This window comes from Phenylobacterium sp. (genome assembly GCF_036677185.1).
Lineage (GTDB): Bacteria > Pseudomonadota > Alphaproteobacteria > Caulobacterales > Caulobacteraceae > Phenylobacterium.
In genome coordinates this window covers 318,307-338,918 of sequence record NZ_JAKFEN010000012.1, presented here as the reverse complement: position 1 = coordinate 338,918, position 20,612 = coordinate 318,307, and the positions used below count along the sequence as shown (strand labels likewise).

The window sequence follows — 20,612 nt, the reverse complement described above, 5'->3', positions numbered from 1 at the left end:
GCTCAATGTCCGCTTTGGTCGCTGTGCGCGAATGAGGTGTTGGGTCGGCTGAACGGCTTCGACGGATCGTAGGGGCGCGCCAGCCGGAAATAGGTCTCGTCGGAATACGGATGCTTCTCGCCCGTCTCCGGATCCCAGATCGAGCGAGGGGTCGTCACCAGATCACCGAGATAGGCGTGGATCGCCCGGCTGTAGCCCTCGCCAACGTTCGCGACGGCGTGGATGGCGTCGGACGAGAACGTCGCGACGTCGCCCGACTTGATGCTGATCTCGTCCAGCTCGACCACGCCAGTCGGCGCCGCGCGGAACCGCTTGGCGATCTCCTCGCCCTCATAGGTGCCGATGATGGCCACCATCGCGTGGTCGTGCGGCGGAAAGAGCACATTCGGCGTTTGCCGTATGCTCATGAGCGTAAGCCTGTCGGATCGATAGAGGCAGACCTCTTCCTCGTCCTGTGCGACGGCCGCCGGGTCGGGATCCTGCATGAACGATCGGATCGCGGCGCTGATCTCCTCAACGGGCGCCGAACCTGCTGCGGCGGCGAGCGCGCACCGCGAGACGAGCTCTGTCAGAGAACCGCTCATCGCAGACGCTCCGGACAGGAGAACGTGCCGCCACGGAAGGTCTTGAGCGTGAGGACGGTCCCGCCGCGCGGGTCCTGCGCCACCGATCCCACGCCGCTGCCCCAGGTCTTCAGCATGAAGCTGCTGGCGTCGAGCGGGAGCAGGCCGATCGGGTCGCCCAAAGCCGACCGCAACGCCGTTGCCGGCGCGTCCACGCGGTACGCGGCGAACAGCTCGTCACAGTAGAACGTGGGGCCGAGCACCGTCTGGGGCAGCCTGGCGGAGGCCGCGTCCACCCGGCGTCCGGTCGTCACCCCGCCGCTCATCTCAACCTCGACCAGGACCCCCTTGTCCGTCCGACTGAAGCGCACTTCAGAGTTCGCCGAAGGCACCACAAAGCGATTGGGTTCGACAAAGGTCGGCATGAAGGTCCCGAGGCCAAAGACCTCAAGGCGCGCCGCGCCGGCTTGGTCCTCGAACGTGAAGACCAGACCATTCTCGAGGCGGTAGACCCCGGCGTACTCCCTGAGCGCCCGCTTCAGGTCCTTGCTCGCCGCGGCCTTCGGGCGGGGCACGCCGCGGCGCTGGCCCGTCAGCCTCGTCGCCAGCGTGTCCGCGACCACGGACATCGACACCTGATCGCTGTTGGCGGCGACCACCACCGCCTTCCGCTGTCCGGGGATCAGCAGGATATGGGCCCGGAAACCGGCATCGGAGCCGCCGTGTCGAAGGGTCTGCTGGCCGCCGACCTGACCGACCTCGAAGCCCCAGCCGTAGTCGTTGGCTCCACCGCCGGCCAAGGGGCGCGTCTCGGCCAACACCTCATAGGCGGGGCGTCCGCCGATCTTCGAGGTCATCACGAAATCGCCCCACCGACCGAGGTCGCGGATGCTCGTCATCAGGTTGGTGTCGCCGGCATAGCCGAATTGCAGGAAGGCCCGCCGATAGCGACCGTCCGGGCCCTGTTCGTAGGACTTGGCCTGGCCTCGTATGAGCTGGTTGGGGGTCTCCTTGATGACCGTGGCGGTCATGCCGGCGGGAACGAAGATCGTCTCGCGCATGAAGTCAGCGTACGACTTGCCCGACACGCGCTGGATGACGAGCGCGAGCAGGAAGTAGTTCGAGTTGCTGTAATCGTACATCGAGCCGGGCGCGAACTGACCTGCGGTCTGGCGCCGGATCATCCGGAAGACGTCGGCCGAATCCACGGTGTCGTCCGGACGCCAGCCCGCGAGCGTCGACAGCCCGATGTGGTCGCGAATGCCGCTCGTATGATGGATCAGATGCTCGAGGGTGATGTTGTCGGCATAGGGCGCCAGTTCGGGCACGTAGCGCCGGATCGAGTCACGCCGTGAGAGCTTTCCGTCGGCTTCCAGGAGGGCGATCCCGTACGCCGTGAACGACTTCGTCAGCGAGGCGACGTGAAAGACGGTGTCCAGCGAAACGGGGGTGTCATGCTCAATGTCGGCGCGGCCGTAAGTGGCTGAAAAAGCGGGCTTGCCACCGTCCATGACGAGTACCGCGCCGCCAGGGGCCCCCGGGCTCGAGTATGGCCGGAAGAGGCTGTCGGCGTCGCGTCGCAAGGCCCGGCCGTCGGCGGCTTGAGCGGGCGCGCACACCGACGACATCGCCATCACGCCCGACATCAGGGTCGCGAGAACGGCGGCTCTCGACCGATGCATTGAAACAGACCCCATCAACTTTCCCCGACGCCATCGGCCGGTCGCGCGGCCCTTGCATTGGAAACGTATCAGCCCCTCGCTCTGGGAACCCAGCATGACGCAATTCCCAGCGGCTGACTGGAGGTCGTTATTCGCGGAGAGGGGTCCGATGCGCGGGCCGCACGGGAAAACCGCTCCGCATGCAATTCATCGACCTTCCGACATCGCTCTTCTGCGCCCGTGTTCGAACCGTGATTCAATACAAGGAGCTGTCGCCGGAAGTGGTCGGCCCTCCGGGCGGGTTGGGTTCGCGGGCGCACGCCGCGCTGGATCCCGTCGCCCGGGTCCCAGCGGTCAAGTTCGCCTCCGAAGAGCTGTGGCTGCACGAGTCCATGCTGATCGCGCTGCGGCTTGAGGAGGAACATCCGGCGCGCCCGCTGGAACCGGCGTCAGCCGAGCTTCGCTGGCTCGGTAGGCAGGGCATGGCCTTTCTGGACAGCTACGCCGTCTCGGCCATGTTCGACATTCTGCGCCTCGCAGACCGCCGCCACACCGAAGACGAAGTCGAGCGCTCGCGAGAGCGCATCGCCAACGCCTACCGATGGCTCGAGCAGACCTTGCCGGCCGCACAGTTCGCGCTCGCCGATAAAATGACGCTTCTCGATATTTGGCTGGGGCTGACGGTCGCTCTGGGCGCGGAGTTCAGCACGCGAACCGGCCTCGATCTCAGTCCGCCCCGCAGAGTGGCCGAGCTGTCTGACCAGGCGCTCTCCCAGTCCAGCCTGTCGAAGGTGCTGGCGCAGCTGCAGAGCGAGACGCAAGCCGCATGAGGTCGAACGCAGCTCAACGAGACGTCCTCGGCCACCCTCCCGGGCTTACCGTCCTCTTTCTCACTGAGACCTGGGAGAAGTTCTCCTACTACGGCATGCGGGCGATCCTGGTCTATTACATGACCGAGACGCTCCTGATGACGCAGCGGGACGCCTCCGCCATCTACGGCTACTACACCGCGGCGGCCTACCTCACGCCGGTGATCGGGGGCTGGATCGCCGACCGGTGGCTCTCGCGGCGCACGGCTGTGGCGCTTGGCGGCTCGATCATGGCCATCGGTCACTTCATGATGACCAGCGAGGCGTTGTTCTTTCCGGCGTTGGCGGCGATCGCGCTCGGAAACGGCCTGTTCCTGCCCAGCCTACCGGCCCAGATCGCCGGGCTCTACCGGCCCGACGACGGTCGACGAATGATCGCCTACAACGTCTACTACGCAGGCATCAACCTGGGGGCCTTCTTCGCGCCGCTGGTGTGCGGCGGCCTCGGCGAACTGCTTGGTTGGCACTGGGGTTTCGGCGTCGCCGGCGGGGGCATGGTGCTCGCCCTGGCCATCTATCTGGGCGGGGCAAGGTGGCTCCCGCCCGCCGAGCCAGCTCACCAAGAGCGCCAGGCGGCGGCCACCGCCTCATCCGATACGGCGACGCCTTACCTCTTCCTGTTCGGCGTCATCCTGGCCGTCGTCATCTTCCGGGGCGCCTACGAACAGATCGGCAATACCGTTGCGGTGTGGACCGATAGTGGTGTCGATCGCAGTGTCTCGGCGGGCTTCGACATACCGATGGCCTGGTTCCAGGCGCTCAATCCGCTCTGCGTCTTTCTCTTCACCCCGCTCCTCGCCCTTTGGTGGCCTACGCCCAGTTCGGTCGGCCCCACCGTCAGACGCATGGCCCTGGGCGCGCTTGTCGTCGCCGGCGCCTACCTGACTCTCGCCGTCGCTGCCGCAGAAAGCAGAGGGGATGCCTCCTCGTGGCTCTGGCTGCTGGCGTTCTTTGGCGTGATCACCCTTGGGGAGCTCTTGATCCTGCCGGTCGGCCTTGGCCTCTTCGGTCGGCTGGCTCCGGTGCACCGCGCGGCGACGATGATCGCCATCTGGTTCGTGGCGTCAGCCGGGGGCAATCTCCTGGGCGGGCAACTTGGAGGTCTCTGGAGCAGCCTTACACCTCCGCTGTTCTTCGGATTGACCGCCGTGGTGTCGATCTGCGCGGCGCTCTGCCTGCTGGCGCTTTCCCGGCGCCCGCCGGCGGCGGCGAAGGACCCATAGGCCGTCCACCGCCGCCGGTCCTTTGCGCTAGAACGTCCTTCCGAACGCCGCGACGGCGCGCTGGACGTCGGCGTTGGCGAGCAGGTCTTCGTGCCCGATACCGGTGAGTTCCACGAAAGACCTTGAGCTGGGGTCCGCGGCCTCATAGTTCGCCCGGCCCTCCTCGATCCGCACCGCCACATCCTTCTCGCCATGGATGATGAGCAGAGGCGACCGGCTGCGTCGCACCGACGCCGTCACATCCAGGAAGTCCAGAGCATCCGCGGCCGGCACCAGGCCCTTCAGGCGCTCGGGGTAGAGCTTCGCCATCAGGTCAGGGTGGGAAAGGCCGGCGAGAAGCACCAAGCCACCAATCCTGCGTTCCCGGGCGACAAAGGCCGCGATCATCGAGCCCATCGAGTAGCCGAGGACCATGACCTTCCCGAGCCCGTCCGACCGCTTCGCCACCGCATCGACAATGGCGACGCCGTCGGTCCGCAGCTGGAGGGCCGCGGCGCGACCAGTGCTGAAGCCGAATCCGCGATAGTCGAACGCGACGACCGCCCCGACGCCTTTGGCCAATGCACGGTACGCGGCGTCGTGGTTGCGGATCAGGTTGTTACTCCCCCCGAAGATGACCAGGGTCGGGCCACGCGGGTCGCCGCCTTCGTAGCGCCATCCCCGGAGTTCGGCGCCATCGACCTGCAAGGCTTCGCGCCGCCTCCCGGGAGCATCGGTCCATTCGGAGAGGGGCGCTGTTGGAAGGGTCCTTTCGAGGACATCGTTGGCTGTGAAGTTGGGCGTTGGCCCGGTGCGTGCGTGGGCCCGCGTCGCAATCAGCGCGACGGCGGCCGAGAAGGCGAAAGATCGTCTGTTCATGGCTCTCACGGTGTTGGAGTCCGGATTGAAACGATCTGCCGGGGAAGTTTCGGAACCCGCGGGAAACGAAGGCGCCAGTGGCGGTCCCAATCCCCCTGCGCCTATCGTTGTCAGAGTGCCCGGCCTGTCAGCGGAGGGGGGGAAGCAGTTGTTCCGTCGAACTGTGATCGCAGCGGTCGTCCTGGCCGGTCTTTGCGGCGCGAGTTGCTCGCCAGGCGTTGGCCTGAAGCCGGACTCCCGAGCCCTGGTGGTCGGCGCGGCGCTCGATGGCGTGCGGACACTCGATCCCGCTTCGATCTTCGAGCCGGCCGCGGACGTCATTCTGCGCAATGCCTGCGATCAGCTCCTGATGGCGGTATTCGAGACGCCGATGCGGATTGGCCCCGGTGTGGCCGAACGGTGGTCGGTGTCAGCCGACGGGCGCACGATTACCTTCACCATCGCCCAGGGACGTCGATTTGCGTCCGGTCGCCCAGTGACGGCCGAAGACGCCGGCTGGTCCATTCGCCGCGCTGTCCGAAGCGGGCAAGCCGCTAGCCAGTGGTTCGGGCAATGGGGTCTGACATCGGCGAACGCCGACACGGCAATCCGAGTGGTCGATGCGCGAACCCTCCAGATCACCCTCGATGGCGCCTACAACATCGACCTGATCGGCACCGTTTTCGGGGCGGGTTTTGCGACGGTGCTCGACCGTAGGGAAGTGCTGGCCCACGCCAGGGACGGAGACGGCGGGTCACGTTGGCTGAAGACGCACTCGGCGTGCGCGGGCCCGTACCAGATCGCCGGGTGGGTCCCCAACAGTACAATCGTCCTGGCCAGGAACCCCCATTCCGCGCACAGCGCGGGGCCTGACCGCATAGTCTTCTGGCACGTCCCCGAGTCTTCCTCCCAGCGTATCATGCTCGAGAAGGGTGACCTGGACATCGCGACGGAGGTCTCTGAATCGGACATCAAGGCCTATCAGGCCGGCGCCCGCGCACGGCTGGTGCGGTCACCCTCCCCGACAATCCACTACCTGGCCTTCAACCAGGCCGATCCGCGCTTTCGGGACCCTCGCGTCCTCACGGCGATGAAGCTGCTGGTGGACTACGACAGCGTCGAGGCCCGGCTGGTGCAGGGTGTCGGCTTCGTCAGGCAGTCGATCCTCCCCGCCGGAGCTTTGGGAGCAGCGCCCAAGGACTTCCGCCCCTATGAATTCGACCCGCAACGGGCCGCCAAGCTCCTCAAGGAAGCCGGGCTGGGCGAAGGCCTCGAGTTCGAGCTGATCACCACGGGGCAGTTCCCCTCGATCGAACTGGCGCAGCAGTTCCAGGCCGCCGCAGCCTCGATCGGCGTACGCGTCACGCTTCGCCAATACACCGGCAAGCACCTATCGACCCTGCACAGGTCGCGTCGCTACACGGCGGTCGTGAACGATTTCGGTTTCGGTGCGCCGGATGGCTTCTTCGTCCTGTTCTTCTTCGCGACCAATCCCGACAATCGACCGGAGGCCGGCGCCGCCCACCTGCTGAGCTGGCGCGCGAACTGGGAGCCGCCCGCCGAGTTGCAGAAGACAGTCGCAACGCTGGCGGCTCCCGCGCCGTCGACTGCGCGCGAGAGGCTGTTCGCGGAAGCCCAAGATCGGCTGGCGGCGGAATCGCCATTCGTCCCGATCGTCCAGGGCTACAGCACGCTCGCGGCGGGTCGCGACATCGTCGGCCTACGTTCCACCTTCATCGGACCCTGGTACCGTGAGATCGAAAGACGGCCGACCCGCTGATGTGCAAAGGTCTCAGGAGACCCTGACGAGGGCGTCGACCTCGACCGAGCAGTTGAGCGGCAGTCGGTACACGCCCACCGCCGACCGTGCGTGCCGCCCGGCCTCTCCCAGCACCTCGGCCAACAGGTCCGAGCAGCCGTTGGCGACCTTCGGGATGTCCACGAAGTCCGAGCCGGCCTGCACAAAGACGTTCAGCTTCAGGATCTGCTCGACCCGACCCAGATCGCCCAGCTCGCGCACCAGTTGGGCAAGGATATTGAGGCCGCAGAGCCGGGCGCCGGCCGTCGCCGCCGAAAGGTCGACCTCGATCCCGACAACGCCCTTCACCGATCTCTCCGCGGTGGCGGAAAGCTGGCCGGAGATGTGCGCCAGGTTTCCGTCACGCACGCAGGGCTGATAGCTTGCGATCGGTACACTCGGCGTTGGTAGGGTTAGACCCAAAGCCAGAAGTCGGTCGGCCGGCGTCGCCATTCTCAATTTCCCTATGCGCAGACCAGCGGCACGGCCGTGGTTTCCTTGAGGCATTCCATCGCGAAGCTCGAATTCACGTCGGACAGGCCGATCTCATGGATCAGGGCCTGGTAGACCCGGTCGAACTCGCGGATGTCGGCGACGATGACCTTGAGCAGGTAGTCGACATCGCCCGACATTCGGTAGGCTTCGACGACCTGAGGCACGCGTCCGACCGCCCGGATGAACTTCGTCGTCCATTCCTCGGAGTGGTCGTTTGTCCGGATGGAGACGAAGACGGTGCCGCTCCTCCCGAGGCGATCCCGATCGAGCAACGCTACCCGCTTTCGGATGATGCCCTCGGCCTCCAGCCTCTGGACACGTCGCCAGCAGGCGTTCCTCGATAAGCAGATCGCGTCGGCCAACTCGGTCAGCGTGACGGAGGAGTCCGACTGAAGGTGCGCAAGGATCTTTAGGTCGAAGGGATCGAGTTCCACGAAAGCACTCTGGCTTGGGACGGCGTCACCGGCTTCAACGCGCCGCCACCGCAAATTGGGAACTCAGTCCGCACGGACCTCCGTAGCTTCAGGCACGCAGAGGCTTGGAGCTCCAGATGTTAGAGCGCGTGTTCACCGACCATCCGCGGTCAGTGGGGGAAACCTATCGTCAGCATCAGCGGGTGGCCCTTGGCTTCGCCTGGCGGCTGGCCGGCGCCGCCGCCGCCTGCGCGATCCACGCGCTAATTCCCGCGCTTCTTCAGACGCACGCCAGCCGGACGATCACTGACCTGCACAGCAGGATGGTCGCTCATCGGCGAGGCCCGCAGGGCAGCGTGTGACCCACATCGCGTCCCCCCACGCCACAACGCTGGCCCGCTTGAAGTGGGTGCAAGCCGCCACGCCGGGGATTCTCCTCTGCGTCGCCCTCGCTGCTGTCGCGGACTGGCTTGGCGCGGCGACCGGCCTCCCCGGCATGCTGCTGGCGCTTGCGATGGGCTTCCTCGCGTCGGCCGTCGCGGATCGGCCGGCGCTCGCGCCGGGCATCGCCCTTGCGGCCAAGACGCTGCTGCGGCTGGGCGTCGCCTGCCTTGGCGCCAAGCTGACATGGGCGCAACTCGACCAACTGGGGCCCGGCGTCGGCCTGCTGGTCATCCTCGCCGTCGCGGCCACCATCGTCCTGGGCGCCGCTGTGGGCCGGTCGCTCAAGCTGGGTTGGGGCTTCTCGGTCCTCTGCGCCGGCGCCGTCGCGATTTGCGGTGCGTCGGCCGCGCTCGCCATCGCCGCCGCCCTTCCCGAGCGGGAGGATGTCCGCCGCGGCTTGCCGCTGGTAGTCGCCGGGGTCACCGTCCTCAGCACCCTGGCGATGCTCGCCTACCCGCTGCTCGCTGTCCTGCTGAACTACACGCCTCAACAGACGGCCGTGTTCCTGGGCGCGACCATCCACGACGTCGCGCAGGTCGCCGGCGCCGGTTTCGCGGTCTCCGACCCGGTGGGGCAGTCAGCGGTCGCGGTCAAACTGGCGCGTGTCGCTTGCCTGCTGCCGGCCGTCTACTTGATCGGGCTGCTGTTTCGCGATGATCGCACCAGCAGCAGGGCCGCAGCACTGCCCTGGTTTCTCATCGCCTTCGCCGCACTCGCCGCGGCGCGGTCCGTCGGTTGGATCGGTGACGCGGCGGGCGAGGCGATTGGTGGAGCAGGCCGGACGCTCCTGCTTGTGGCCATCGTCGCCCTGGGCTTGCGGACCCGACCCAGGGACCTCCTGAGCGCCGGGTGGCGGCCACTCTCCCTTCTCATCGTCACGAGCGGCCTGCTGGCGGGCGGCGTCGCGGCGGCCCTCTCGCTGGGAATTCCATGACGCCTCGAAGTCCTTTTTCCGCCCTTTCTCAGGGACGGGACGCGTTCCAGTCGCGGATCAGCAACGAACTTGAGGAGCTCGAGGCACAAGGCCTGCTGAAGCCGGAGCGCGTGCTCGCCTCGCCACAAGGCCCCCGCATCCGCGTGGAAGGCCGCGATGGCCTCCTTGAAGTCGTCAACCTCTGCGCCAACAACTATCTCGGGCTGGCGTCCCACCCGGCCGTCTTGGAGGCGGCGACGATAGCGACCGCACAATGGGGTGCCGGCCTCGCCTCGGTGCGCTTCATCTGCGGGACGAACCGTCTTCACAAGGACCTAGAGGAATCCCTCGCCCGGTACCTCGGCTACGAAGATTCCATCCTGTTCCCGGCCGCCTTCGACGCCAACGGCGGATTGTTCGAAACGCTGCTGGGTCCGGAGGACGCCGTCGTCTCGGACGCGCTGAACCACGCTTCGATCATCGACGGCGTCAGGCTTTCGAAGGCCCGGCGCTTCCGGTTCGCGAACCGCGACCTGAATGAGCTGGAGCTTCGCCTCAAGGAAGCGCGGGCGGCGGGCGCGCGGACCATCCTCATCGCGACCGACGGCGTCTTCTCCATGGACGGCTACCTCGCCGACCTCGCGGGCATGTCGGCGCTGGCCGCGCGGTACGGCGCCCTGTTGATGGTCGACGACTGCCACGCCACCGGCTTTGTCGGCCCGGCGGGGCGGGGAACACCCGTCCATGCCGGGGTGCATCCGGTCGACATCCTCACCGGTACGTTCGGGAAGGCTCTCGGCGGAGCGATGGGCGGGTTCGTCGCGGCGGCAAAGCCAGTGGTCGATCTGCTGCGCCAGCGATCGCGCCCCTACCTGTTCTCGAACGCCCTATCGCCATCGATCTGCGGCGCGGCGATGGCCGCGATCGAAATCGCGGGCGGCGAGGATGGTGATCTCCTGCGACAGCGCCTCGGCGAGAACGCGGTGGCGCTTCGCCAAGGGCTCCAAGGCCTCGGGTTCTCGCTGCTCCCGGGCGCCCATCCGATCGCGCCGGTGATGCTGGGCGATGCGAGGCTCGCGCAGCAGATGGCCGCCGCGCTGCTGGACGAGGGCCTCCTGGCGACGGGCTTTTCCTTTCCCGTCGTCCCCCTGGGCCAGGCGCGAATCCGTACGCAGGTATCAGCGGCGCATAGCCACGATGACATCGCCCAGGCCCTGACCGCCTTCGCGAACGCCGGCCGTAGACTTGGAGTCATCCCATGACGCTCTCCCAGACGGACAATGGATCCGCCGGCATGCGCGCGCTGTCGAAACTCGAGGCGCGCAGAGGCGTCTGGATGACTAATACGCCGATACCAGAGCCTGGGCCGGAGGACGTGCTGATCAAGGTGCGCAGCAACGCCATCTGCGGAACCGACATGCACATCTACGGCTGGGATGACTGGGCGGCTGCGAACGTGCGGCCACCGATGGTGTTCGGCCATGAGTTTGGCGGCGAGGTTGTCGAGGTTGGCTCACGTGTGACCCGGCGGGTCGCGGTGGGCGATCGCGTGACCGCGGAGGGCCATATCATCGACCTTGACAGCGACGCCGCCCGCGCCGGCCTGTTCCATCTCGACCCCAATACCGTGGGCCTGGGCGTCAACCGACAGGGCGCGTTCGCGGAGTATGTCTGCGTGCCCGCGTTCAACGTCGTCGCATTGCCTGAAGCCGTATCGATGGACGCCGCCGCGCTACTGGACCCGTTCGGCAACGCCGTGCACACCGCCCAGCAGTACGATCTGGTTGGGATGGACGTCCTGGTCACCGGCGCGGGCCCGATCGGGATCATGGCGGCGGCGGTCGCACGACGCTGCGGAGCCCGAAGTGTCGTGGTCACCGACGTCAACCCTTACCGCCTCGACCTCGCTTCGCGGCTGGCGGATGTCCGGCCGGTGAACGTCGCCACGCAATCCCTTTGCGAGGCGATGACGCTGGAGAAAATGCAAGGCGGCTTCGACGTCGCCCTGGAGATGTCGGGCGCCGCGAGTGCGTTCGGCCAGGCCGTTGACGCGCTCAAGATGGGCGGCCGTCTCGCCTTGCTCGGCCTGCCGAGCCAATCGATCGACACGAACTGGTCGACGATCATCATGAAGGCTCTGACCATCCGCGGCGTCTACGGACGCGAGATGTTCGGCACCTGGCGACGCATGCTCGGACTCCTGCACCAAGGTTTCGACCTTGAGGCATTCATCACTCATCGACTGCCCATCGAGAGGTTCCAGGAGGGCTTCGACATCATGGGGTCGGGACAGTCGGGCAAGGTGGTCCTGCGCTGGTAGGGCGAGCGGCGGTGGCGCTGTCGTGGCAATTTGGGAGCCGTGGCAAGATGGGCGATCCGTTCCAATTTTCCGGACGGCCGCAGCTTCGGTCAAACCCGGAGCACACTCACCCCAAGCCGGAGAGCTACATGCACCCGCTGCAAGGCGGCCTGAAGGTCCAGGCGAACCGGTACGCGGGTGTCACCCGGCCGGTGTCGTTCCAAGCCTAGGGCCCAGTGGGACGAACTCCCGCCGGTCCTCCGAGGCTCGGGGGGGCTGATGTGAAGGCAGCAGCGTTCAGAATCCGCACGAGCGATGAATGGAGCTTCGACACCCACGATCCGGAAATCTGGAGCTGGCGGATTGCCGTGAGCCCGGAGCGCTAGCGGGGCCATGACCAGGGCGGAAGACTTCGGCTGTGGTGACTCCCTGCTTTCCCAGGCCTTCACTGTGCTTGTGGTGGTCGCGCGCACCGGCAGTTTCAGCGCCGCCGCCCGGACCCTGGGCGTCCACCAGTCGACCGTAAGCCGGCAAGTTCGCGACCTTGAGGATCGCGTCGGCGTCTCGCTGTTCGAAAGGCATGGATCCGGGGTGCGGGCGACCGACGCCGGCCGGCAGCTGCTAGCGCGCATGTCCCAGGTCCAGGCCCTTGTACGGACCGCCGTCAGCGAAGCCCGGGATTTTGGCGTGGTTCGCACGGGTTGCTTGCGACTGGGTTTCGTCGGCTCGTTTGCGGCCCCACCGGCGAGGAGCATCCTGGGCCGGCTGCGCGACCTGCACCCCGGCGTGAAGGTTCAGCTGGCTGAGCTTGGGACTACCGAGCTGGTCCACAAGGTGATCGGCCACGAACTGGATTGCGCCTGGGTCGCGAGCTGGCGATCCCCCGATCCTGCGCTGGTGTTCGAGCCGCTCTGGTCCGAGGCTCTCTATTTGGCGGTCCCGGAGGGCCAGGCCAGCAGCGATACCGCGACCTGGGCGGCGCTCTCAGGCCAGATTCTCCTGGCGCGGCCGGAAGCCGAGCTCGACCTGCTCTTTCCGGTCCTCGAGAAGGCGGGAATCCCGCCTCCCGAGGTCCAGTTCCACGACTGCTCGCGCGAGAGCCTCGTCGCCCTGGTCGCCGAAGGCGAGGGCGTCGCCATCGTGCCAGAGAGCCTCGCGCGCATGGGGCGCACCGGCGTGCGGTTCGTCCGCATCGGCGAGCCGACCGCCGAGGTCGCCGTGGCCGCCATATACCGGCGCGATCGGGACAATCCGGCGCTCCGACGCCTGCTGGCGATCGCCCGGGACTGGCTGCGGGTCAACCAGGCGAGGCCGGCGTCGCCTTCCGCCCCCGGGTGAAGGCGCGATCGGTTTCCATGAACCGCGCGAGCATCGGCGCCACGAGCCGGTTCGGCTCGACAGACTGGCCGCTCTCGCGCGCCAGCGCCTCGGCGTAGGCCACCAGCATTCGGTGGGTGTCGGCTGGCAGGTCGACGGCGATGCGGACCGGCTTGTCGTCAAGGACGACGGAGAGTTTGAGCTTGGCCATGTCTCAGTTCCGGGTGGGCTCGAGCACCAGGTCTCGCGTCAGCAGCACCCGCACCGGGAAGCCCGGCCGGATGGTGAGGGTGGGCTGGACGTCGAGGCTCCTGCCCACGACTTGCTGGCCGGTCTGGCTGACCGAGTTGGCCGCGCCTTGCCGAAGCGCGCGGACGACATCGCTGTCGTCGCTTCCGGACCCGAGCTCCGTCCCCACGCCGAGCAGGGTGGAGATCATCGCCGCCGAAACAAGCTGCTTCCAATGTCGGTCGACGCGGTCCTCAAGGCCGGCGAAGCCTTGCGCGTCGCCTGCGGGCTGGCGGTCGAGGATGATCGATCGGCCGCCCGGCAGGATCAGGCGCGTCCAGGCGAGCAGCACCCGGCCCTGGCCGAATTCGACCTGGCTGTCGTAGGTCCCGACCAGCTTTGCCCCCTGCGGGATCAGCAGGATCCGGCCGGTCGGGCTGTCGTAGACGTTCTCGGTCACCTGGGCGGTCACCTGCCCCGGCAGGTCGGACCGGATGCCGGTGACAAGCGCGGCCGGGATGACCGCCCCGGCCTGGAGCACATTGGGTGAGACCGGCGGCTCCAGCCGATGGCTGCTCGCGGTTCGGAGATCGGCCGACGCGTCGAGGAAGGCCTGCTTGCGATCGACCTGGGCGGCCGCTGCGGCCGTCGGGGTCGGCGCTGTCGCGAGGCCCAGGCTGGTCGCGCCCTCCCCCACCGGGGCGCTCTGATCGCTCGTCGCGAACAGGCGGCTGGTGCGCGCGGCCTGCCGCTCCTGGTCGCGTTGCTGGCGCACCGGATCCGGGGGCGAGGCCGCGCTGGCCGGGGGACTACCGATCATCGGCGCGACACCGCCGCCGGCCTGCGCATTGAGGATCGGCCGCCCCAGGTCGCCGGGCAGCGGCGGGCCCAGGCGGGGCGTGTCCTTCGCCAGGCCGGCATAGTCCTTCGGCAGCGCCGCGAGCGCGTCGGCCGGCGGCTTGGCGTCGGTGGCGAAGAGTTCGGCCTTCGGCCCCTTCCCGGACTGGCCTTGCATCGCCACCGCGACGGCGCCGGCGACCGCAAGCACCGCGCCGGTGCTCAACACCATCAGCGCCTTGCGGGACAGGCGCGTAACCCGCGGCGGGTCGCCACGCAGGCGCAGCTCGGCTGCAATGGCCTTCTCTGAGTCATGATCCTGGGTCATGCCGACTACCGAGGCTCGGCGCGGACAATGCGGACGCTCTGCTTGTCGCCCTTGCTGCCCAGGCGAAGCTCCGCGGCGGCGAACAGCCGGTCGACGATCATGCGCCGGCCGCGGACTCGGTAGTTGACGAGTTCGGCCGAACCGCCCTTGGCGCCGAGGACGAAGAGCGGCGGCATCTCCCCCTGTCCTACCTGCGGCGGGAACTCGATGAACACCTGCTGGCCATCGTCGAACACCCTCACCGGCCGCCACGGGGCCTTGCCCTCGATCCGGTAGCCGAAGTTCAGCCTGTCGAGGTCGACGCCCTGGGCGACCGGCGCGGCTTGCTCACTCGCCCGCGCCGACGCCGTCAGCGCGATCAGCTCGTCCTGTGGATAGCGCCAGGACACCGAGGCCATGTAGGTCTCCGGCGTCGCCCGCAGCTCCAGGTGATAGGTCCGCCGATCGGTGTTGATCACCAGGTTGGTGACGAGCTTCGGGTCGGTCGGCTTAACCAGGATGTGGACGCGCCTGGCCACGCCTTCGCCGCTCTCGGTGTCGCCGATGATCCAGCGCACCGTGTCGCCGGCCGCCACCGGCCCGGAGCCGGCGAGTTGCTCGCCAGGCTGCAGGGCGATGTCGGTCACCCGGCCCGGCGACGCATAGACCTGGTAGAGCGCGCCCTCGGCCCAGGGATAGACCTGCACCGCATTGATGTAGCCGGACTGGCTGGGCTCCACCCGCGCCGCCGCGTTCGCAGCAGCCACGCGCACAGCGGGAGCACGGGCATCCGGCGGCGACTTGGGCGTCGGCGCCAGGGGCTTGAGTTGGCCGGGCAGCGGCAGAGGCATCGGGATCGGCACGACCATCAAGCGCCGGGGCGGATCCGGCTGCAACACCGCCGGGGCCTCAGCTGCGAGCGTCGGCTGGGGATGCAGCGCTGCGCAGGCCGACAAGCCGGGAAGCGCCACGGACACGAGAAGCAGGGAGGATAGTCGGCGCATCAGTTGAGCTCCTTGGACCAGTCGAGGGCGTGGACGAAGACGCCGAGCGGGTTCTTGCGCAGGCCGTCGGCGTCGTGAGGGGGTTGCAGGACGATGGTGAGAATGGCGGTCCAGCGCTCCGTGGCGGCGAGGTTGCCCTCCTCGTAGCGGCGCTCGGTCCAGGCCACGCGGAAGCTGGTCGGTGAGGCGCGGATCACGCTGGAGACGTCGACCGCGACCTGAGTGCGGCCGATCTTGCCGAACGGGTCGGCGGCGCGCGCATAGTCGTTGAGCGCCACGGCGCCCCTGTCGGTGGTGTAGTCGTAGGCGCGCAGCCAGTCCTGGCGCAGCACCACGGGGTCCGCCGGGATTCCGCGGACGTCCTGGATGAACTGGGCCAGGTGCCAGGCGATCTGCGGGTCGGCCGGCCGATAGCCATAGGCGGCGGGCTCCACCGCCTGGGCGCGGCCCAGCCGATCCACCTGCACGACCCAGGGCGTCACCGTGCCGCGCGCCGACTGCCAGAGAAGCCCGCCGGTCGTGGCGCTGGCCAGGGCCAGGCAACCGAACGCCATGAGCCGCCAGTTGCGGGCCTGCACGCGGGCCGAGCCGATGCGCTCGTCCCAGGCCTGGCCGGCCCGCTGGTAGGGTGTCTCGGGCGCGGGGGTGCGGCCGTAGCGCACGTCGCTTCGCTTGAAGGGGATCATGGATTTTCCTCGGACAGGGAGACGGAAGTCGCGCCGCCGGCGGTGTCGCCGGAACGGACGGCGTGGGCTGCGGTCCCGACGCCGTGGGTCACGCCCCGCAACGCTTCCAGGCGGCGGGCCCAGGCCGGGACGCCGCGCTCGGAGGCGGTGTCGGATGATGCCGCGCCACCAGCCGGCGCGGACGTTGCTGCACCTTGCGACCGTGGGGCGCCGCCTGAGGACGGAGCTGACCCCGCGGGGCCACCGCCGGGACTGCCCGAAGGCGGACCTGGCGGCGGCGGACGCTGGCTGCCTCCACCGGAGCCGCCTGGCCCGGGACGAACGGCCGACGCGCCGGCGGCGGCCGCGCGGAGGGAGCCAGCGGCGCCGACAGCGGCTCGCACGCCCATGGCGCCGGCCATGCCCAGGCCGCCGACCGTCAGCGCCGTGCCGACCGCGGCGCCGGCGCCCAGTTGCGGCGCGCCGGAGACCAGGCCCGTGGCGATGCCGGGCCCGAAGATGCCGAGTCCCAGGAGACAGATGGCCGCCAGCGCGGTGGCCAGCACCTGCTCGAGGCTGGGCTGGGTCCCGGAGAAAGTTTGCACGAACTGGCTGAACAGGGTCGAGCCGATGCCGACGATGATCGCCAGCACCAGCACCTTGACGCCGGAGGCCACGACATTGCCCAGCACCCGCTCGGCCAGGAAGGCGGTCCGGCCGAAGAGGCCGAAGGGCACCAGCACGAAGCCGGCCAGGGTGGTGAGCTTGAACTCGATGAGCGTGACGAAGAGCTGTACCGCCAGGATGAAGAAGGCGATCAGCACGATGACGAACGCCAGCAGCAGCACGGCGATCTGGACGAAGTTCTCGAAGAACCCCGGAAAGCCCGAAAGTTGCCCGGCGGCTTCGAGCATCGGCTTGCCGGCGTCGATGCCGGCCTGGGCGATCTTGCCGGGGTGGAGGAAGTCCGACGCCGACATGCCGGCGCCGGCGGCCTTCAGGCCGAGACCCGAGAAACTCAAGTAGATGATCTTCGCGAGGCCGTTGAAGTTGCCGATCAGGAAGGCGAAGAACCCGACATAGAGGGTCTTCTTGACCAGCCTGGCCAAGATGTCCTCGCCCGGCGCCCAGGCCCAGAAGAGCGCGGCCAGGACCACGTCTATGGCGACCAGGATCTGGGCCAGCGACGCCACGTCCCCGCGAATGAGCCCGAAGCCCGAGTCGATGTAGCGGGTGAAGACCGCCAGGAACTGGTCGACGACGCCGGTGTCGGTCATGGCCGTCCTCCCGGCACGCTCAGAAACTGCTCGCGGCTCGTCCGCCAAGCCTCTCGGCACAGGCGGTCGCCCTGCGCCGCCGCGCCCAGCGCCCGGCAGCGGTCGAGTTCGGCCGAAAGCGAGGTCGTGGACGCCACGGCGGGGCGGACGCCGGCCGGCGGGGCCTTGCCGCCGACGGCCAGGGCCGCCGCCAGCGCGGCCCCGATGGCGAACGCCAACGCGCCCAGGCGAGCCAGCTTCAAGGGGTCGAGCGGGCTCATGGGTAGAACATCTTCACGGGCTGGGGCTGATAGCCCTGGCCGGTTCCCAGGAAGCGGCGCATGCGCTCTTTGGCTTCCGCCGCGCTCTCGGCCTGCCGCGCCTGCTCCAGAGCTTCGGCCCGCCCCTGCGCGGCCAGCAGGGCCGTCAGGTCGGCCAGTTGCTTGGACTGCAGCGCCAACAACTGATTGCCGGCCTGGGTCGCCTGCAGCGCGCCGACCGCGCCCTGGCTCTCGCCGACCAGGTCGCCCGCCTGGCCCTGGGTCGAGGCCAGCGTTCCGACGACGCCGGCCTGGACGTCGAGGACGTGCTGGAAGGCCTCGATCGAGTTGAGCCAACGGGCCTGAGCCGAAACGGTCAGGGACTGGTCGGTGGCGCTGGCGCTGAAGGCCGTGGGGTAGTTCTGCTGGAACTCGCGCTTGATCGCCTGGACGTCGTAGGCGACGCGGGACGCCTGGCCGAGGAGCCCGGTGATCTGGCTCATGTCCTGCTGGAGAGCCTGCAGGGCCGAGAACGGCAACGTCTGGAGGTTCTTCGCCTCGTTGAGCAGCATGGTGGCTTCGTTCTGCAGCGAGCGGATCTGGTTCTGGATCTGCTCGAAGGCGTGGGCCGCCTGCAGAAGGTTCTGCGCGAAGTTGGTCGGGTCGTAGACGATGCCGGTGACCGCCATCGCCGGTGGGGCGGCGACACCCAAAGATAGGACGACGACGCCTGCCAGGAGGAGGCGGCGAAGAGGACGGTGGGTCATGGCTGAAGCTCCCGGGTTGGATCGGATGGAATGAGGGGGACAGGCGGCAGCAGGTCGGCCGCCCAGGGCAGGCCGCGCCGGCGCAGCCAGGCGGCCGCAAAGCCCACGGCGCCGTGCTCGGCGAGCGTGGCGGCGATGGCGGCTTGGTCGGTCTTGGAAGACGCGGCGCAGAAGGCGAGCGCCACTGGGCCGAGGCCCAGCTCGAACAGCCGATTGCCGCGGCGGGACTGGCAGTAGTAGTCGCGCTTGGGCGTCGCCCGGCTGAGGATCTCGATCTGCCGGTCGTTCAGCCCGAAGCGGCGATAGATGGCGGCGATCTGCGGCTCGAGGGCGCGCTCGTTGGGCAGGAAGAGCCGGGTCGGACAGCTCTCGATGATGGCCGGCGCGATGGCGCTGGCCTCGATGTCGGCCAGGGACTGGGTGGCGAAGACCACCGAAGCGTTCTTCTTGCGCAGGGTCTTCAACCACTCGCGCAACTGCGCACCGAAGGTGGCATCGTCCAGGGCAAGCCAGCCCTCGTCGACGATCACCAGGCTGGGCCGGCCGTCGAGGCGGCCTTCGATGCGGTGGAAGAGATAGGCCAGCACCGCCGGGGCGGCCGCGGAGCCGACCAGCCCCTCGGTCTCGAAGGCCTGGACGTCGGCCTCCCCTACCCGCTCCGTCTCGGCATCCAGCAGCCGGCCCCAGGGGCCGGCCACGGTGTAGGGCTGCAAGGCGCGCTTCAACGCCACGGACTGCAGCAGGACCGAAAGGCCGGTTAGCGTGCGTTCGGTCGCCGGCGCGGAGGCCAGGCTGCCGAGCGCCGACCAGAGGTGATCCTTGGCCTCCGGCGTGACGGCGACGCCTTCGCGGGCCAGCAAGGCAGCGAGCCATTCCGCCGCCCAGTTGCGCTCGGCCGGGCCGTCAATCCCGGCCAGCGGCTGCAGAGCTACGCCAGCCTCGCCCGTATCGGCGAGCGCGCCGCCCAGGTCGTGGAAGTCGCCGCCCATGGCGAGCGCTGCGGCACGGATCGAGCCGCCGAAATCGAAGGCGAACACCTGGGCACCCGGATAGCGCCGAAACTGCAGGGCCATCAAGGCCAGCAGGACGCTCTTGCCGGCGCCGGTGGGGCCGACCACCAGGGTGTGGCCGACGTCGCCGACATGGGTCGATAGCCGGAACGGCGTCGAGCCTTCGGTCCGCCCGTGGAGGAGCGGCGGTCCGCCCAGGTGGTCGTTGCGCTCGGGCCCAGCCCAGACCGCCGATAGCGGGATCATGTGGGCGAGGTTCAGGGTCGAGATCGGCGGCTGGCGGACGTTGGCGTAGGCGTGCCCCGGCAGCGAGCCTAGCCAGGCGTCCACCGCGTTGACGGTCTCCACCATGCAGGTGAAGTCGCGCGCCTGGATCACCTTCTCGACCAGCCGCAGCTTGGCGTCGGCGGTGGCGGCGATGTCGTCCCACACCACGACCGTGGCCGTGACATAGGCGTGGCCAACCAGGTCGGCGCCCAGATCCTGCAGGGCGGCGTCGGCGTCGAGCGCCTTGTTCTCGGCGTCAGTATCGACCAGCGCCGACGCCTCGTTGGTCAGCACCTCCTTGAGGATGGCGGCGATCGACTTGCGCTTGGAGAACCACTGTCGGCGGATGCGGCCGACGAGCCTGGCGGCATCGGTTTTGTCCAGGCAGATGGCCCGCGTCGCCCAGCGGTAGGGGAAGGCCAGGCGGTTAAGCTCGTCGAGCAGCCCCGGCCAGGTCTCCGTCGGAAAGCCGCTGATGGTGAGTACGCGCAGGTGCGCGGCCCCGAGCCTCGGCTCAAGGCCGCCGGCCAGGGGCTGGTCGGCCAGCAGCAGGTCGAGCTGCATCGGCGTCTCGGGCACGCGCACCTGCTGGCGGTTGGTCGAGACCGTGGCGTGCAGGTAGCCCAGGGTCTCGCGGTCGGAGAGCCAGGCCACTTCGGCCGCGAAACCCTCGACCAGCGCCAGGATGCGATCCGTGCGGTCGACGAACCCGCGCAGCACCTCGCGCCAGTCGACCTGACGCCCCTCCCCGCCTTCGTAGAGCCAGCGCTCCGCCGTGGCGGTGCGCTCGGCCGGCGGCAGGAAGAGGAAAGTCAGGAAGTAGCGGCTCTCGAAGTGGGCGCCGGCCTCCTCGAACTGCGCGCGACGCTCCTCGTCGACCAATTGCGACACGGGATCCGGGAACGTGCTCTGCGGGTAGGTGTCCGCCGCCACGCGCTGGGCCTCGACGAACACTGCCCAGCCGGAGCCGAGCCGGCGGAAGACGCTGTTGAGCCGCGCGGCCGCGGCCACCAGCTCGGCCGCCGTCGCCGAGTCCAGGTCCGGTCCCCGGAAGCGCGCAGTGCGCTGGAAGCTGCCGTCCTTGTTGAGGACCACGCCCTCGGCGACCAGCCCCGCCCAGGGCAGGAAGTCGGCCAGGACCGCGGCCTTGCGGCGGTATTCGCGAAGATCGAGCATGGC

Annotated in this window: 21 protein-coding genes; 8 read left to right on the top strand and 13 right to left on the bottom strand. The window is 68.6% G+C overall.

Annotated features, from left to right (window positions below):
• Positions 1-2: 2 nt before the first annotated feature.
• Both V6M51_RS03125 and V6M51_RS03120 read right to left on the bottom strand, forming a co-directional pair.
• Entirely contained in the window at positions 3-584 is a 582-nt protein-coding gene (locus V6M51_RS03125; protein ID WP_332764550.1) for a hypothetical protein, read from the bottom strand.
• Positions 581-2,209, bottom strand: a complete 1,629-nt coding sequence (locus tag V6M51_RS03120; RefSeq protein WP_332764548.1) for a serine hydrolase domain-containing protein — start codon at positions 2,207-2,209, stop codon at positions 581-583. The genes V6M51_RS03125 and V6M51_RS03120 overlap by 4 nt, the downstream gene beginning before the upstream one ends.
• A gap of 215 nt (positions 2,210-2,424) precedes the next feature.
• Between V6M51_RS03120 and V6M51_RS03115 the strand changes: the two genes are divergently transcribed.
• Together V6M51_RS03115 and V6M51_RS03110 are read left to right on the top strand one after the other, a co-directional pair.
• A complete protein-coding gene (locus V6M51_RS03115; protein WP_332764546.1) occupies positions 2,425-3,054 on the top strand; it encodes a glutathione S-transferase family protein in 630 nt (209 codons plus the stop codon).
• Positions 3,051-4,316, top strand: a complete 1,266-nt coding sequence (locus V6M51_RS03110) for a peptide MFS transporter (protein WP_332764544.1) — start codon at positions 3,051-3,053, stop codon at positions 4,314-4,316. Before V6M51_RS03115 ends, V6M51_RS03110 begins: the two co-directional genes overlap by 4 nt.
• Before the next feature lie 27 nt (positions 4,317-4,343).
• On the opposite strand, the gene V6M51_RS03105 is transcribed toward V6M51_RS03110, so the two are convergent.
• Positions 4,344-5,174 (bottom strand): alpha/beta hydrolase, encoded by an 831-nt coding sequence (locus tag V6M51_RS03105; protein WP_332764542.1) that lies wholly within the window; start codon positions 5,172-5,174, stop codon positions 4,344-4,346.
• Positions 5,175-5,337: 163 nt separating this feature from the next.
• Between V6M51_RS03105 and V6M51_RS03100 the strand changes: the two genes are divergently transcribed.
• A complete protein-coding gene (locus V6M51_RS03100; RefSeq protein ID WP_332764540.1) occupies positions 5,338-6,933 on the top strand; it encodes an ABC transporter substrate-binding protein in 1,596 nt (531 codons plus the stop codon).
• Positions 6,934-6,945: 12 nt separating this feature from the next.
• Here the strand turns inward: V6M51_RS03100 and V6M51_RS03095 are convergent, their stop codons facing one another.
• Entirely contained in the window at positions 6,946-7,404 is a 459-nt protein-coding gene (locus V6M51_RS03095) for a RidA family protein (protein WP_332764539.1), read from the bottom strand.
• Positions 7,405-7,415: 11 nt separating this feature from the next.
• Positions 7,416-7,880 (bottom strand): Lrp/AsnC family transcriptional regulator, encoded by a 465-nt coding sequence (locus tag V6M51_RS03090; RefSeq protein ID WP_332764538.1) that lies wholly within the window; start codon positions 7,878-7,880, stop codon positions 7,416-7,418.
• 116 nt (positions 7,881-7,996) lie between these two features.
• On the opposite strand from V6M51_RS03090, the gene V6M51_RS03085 reads away from it, so the two are divergent.
• From V6M51_RS03085 to V6M51_RS03065, 5 genes are all read left to right on the top strand, one after another.
• Positions 7,997-8,221 (top strand): DUF6356 family protein, encoded by a 225-nt coding sequence (locus tag V6M51_RS03085; RefSeq protein WP_332764536.1) that lies wholly within the window; start codon positions 7,997-7,999, stop codon positions 8,219-8,221.
• Positions 8,222-8,268: 47 nt separating this feature from the next.
• Complete coding sequence (locus tag V6M51_RS03080) at positions 8,269-9,237, top strand: YeiH family protein (RefSeq protein ID WP_332764717.1); 969 nt, start codon at positions 8,269-8,271, stop codon at positions 9,235-9,237.
• Complete coding sequence (locus tag V6M51_RS03075) at positions 9,234-10,478, top strand: glycine C-acetyltransferase (protein WP_332764535.1); 1,245 nt, start codon at positions 9,234-9,236, stop codon at positions 10,476-10,478. Before V6M51_RS03080 ends, V6M51_RS03075 begins: the two co-directional genes overlap by 4 nt.
• Positions 10,475-11,536 carry an L-threonine 3-dehydrogenase gene (tdh, locus tag V6M51_RS03070; protein ID WP_332764533.1) on the top strand — a complete coding sequence of 354 codons (1,062 nt, stop codon included), beginning with the start codon at positions 10,475-10,477 and terminating at the stop codon, positions 11,534-11,536. The genes V6M51_RS03075 and tdh overlap by 4 nt, the downstream gene beginning before the upstream one ends.
• A gap of 372 nt (positions 11,537-11,908) precedes the next feature.
• Positions 11,909-12,853 carry a LysR family transcriptional regulator gene (locus V6M51_RS03065; RefSeq protein WP_332764531.1) on the top strand — a complete coding sequence of 315 codons (945 nt, stop codon included), beginning with the start codon at positions 11,909-11,911 and terminating at the stop codon, positions 12,851-12,853.
• On the opposite strand, the gene V6M51_RS03060 is transcribed toward V6M51_RS03065, so the two are convergent.
• From V6M51_RS03060 to trbE, 8 genes are read right to left on the bottom strand one after another with little or no spacing between them, the layout of a single operon-like run.
• Positions 12,813-13,043, bottom strand: a complete 231-nt coding sequence (locus V6M51_RS03060; RefSeq protein WP_332764529.1) for a DUF2274 domain-containing protein — start codon at positions 13,041-13,043, stop codon at positions 12,813-12,815. The two genes, V6M51_RS03065 and V6M51_RS03060, sit on opposite strands and share 41 nt — an antisense overlap.
• A gap of 3 nt (positions 13,044-13,046) precedes the next feature.
• Positions 13,047-14,225, bottom strand: coding sequence for a TrbI/VirB10 family protein (locus V6M51_RS03055; RefSeq protein ID WP_332764528.1), 1,179 nt, complete (start codon positions 14,223-14,225; stop codon positions 13,047-13,049).
• Positions 14,226-14,230: 5 nt separating this feature from the next.
• Positions 14,231-15,208: a P-type conjugative transfer protein TrbG gene (gene trbG / locus V6M51_RS03050; RefSeq protein WP_332764526.1), complete on the bottom strand. Its 978-nt coding sequence runs from the start codon at positions 15,206-15,208 to the stop codon at positions 14,231-14,233.
• Positions 15,208-15,894, bottom strand: a complete 687-nt coding sequence (gene trbF / locus V6M51_RS03045; RefSeq protein WP_332764524.1) for a conjugal transfer protein TrbF — start codon at positions 15,892-15,894, stop codon at positions 15,208-15,210. The genes trbG and trbF overlap by 1 nt, the downstream gene beginning before the upstream one ends.
• Positions 15,891-17,150, bottom strand: coding sequence for a P-type conjugative transfer protein TrbL (gene trbL / locus V6M51_RS03040; protein ID WP_332764522.1), 1,260 nt, complete (start codon positions 17,148-17,150; stop codon positions 15,891-15,893). Before trbL ends, trbF begins: the two co-directional genes overlap by 4 nt.
• Positions 17,147-17,410, bottom strand: coding sequence for a putative entry exclusion protein TrbK-alt (trbK-alt, locus tag V6M51_RS03035; protein WP_332764521.1), 264 nt, complete (start codon positions 17,408-17,410; stop codon positions 17,147-17,149). Before trbK-alt ends, trbL begins: the two co-directional genes overlap by 4 nt.
• On the bottom strand, positions 17,407-18,156 hold the full coding sequence (trbJ, locus tag V6M51_RS03030) for a P-type conjugative transfer protein TrbJ (RefSeq protein WP_332764519.1): 750 nt from the start codon (positions 18,154-18,156) through the stop codon (positions 17,407-17,409). The genes trbK-alt and trbJ overlap by 4 nt, the downstream gene beginning before the upstream one ends.
• Positions 18,153-20,609 (bottom strand): conjugal transfer protein TrbE, encoded by a 2,457-nt coding sequence (gene trbE / locus V6M51_RS03025; protein WP_332764517.1) that lies wholly within the window; start codon positions 20,607-20,609, stop codon positions 18,153-18,155. The genes trbJ and trbE overlap by 4 nt, the downstream gene beginning before the upstream one ends.
• Positions 20,610-20,612 lie beyond the last annotated feature (3 nt).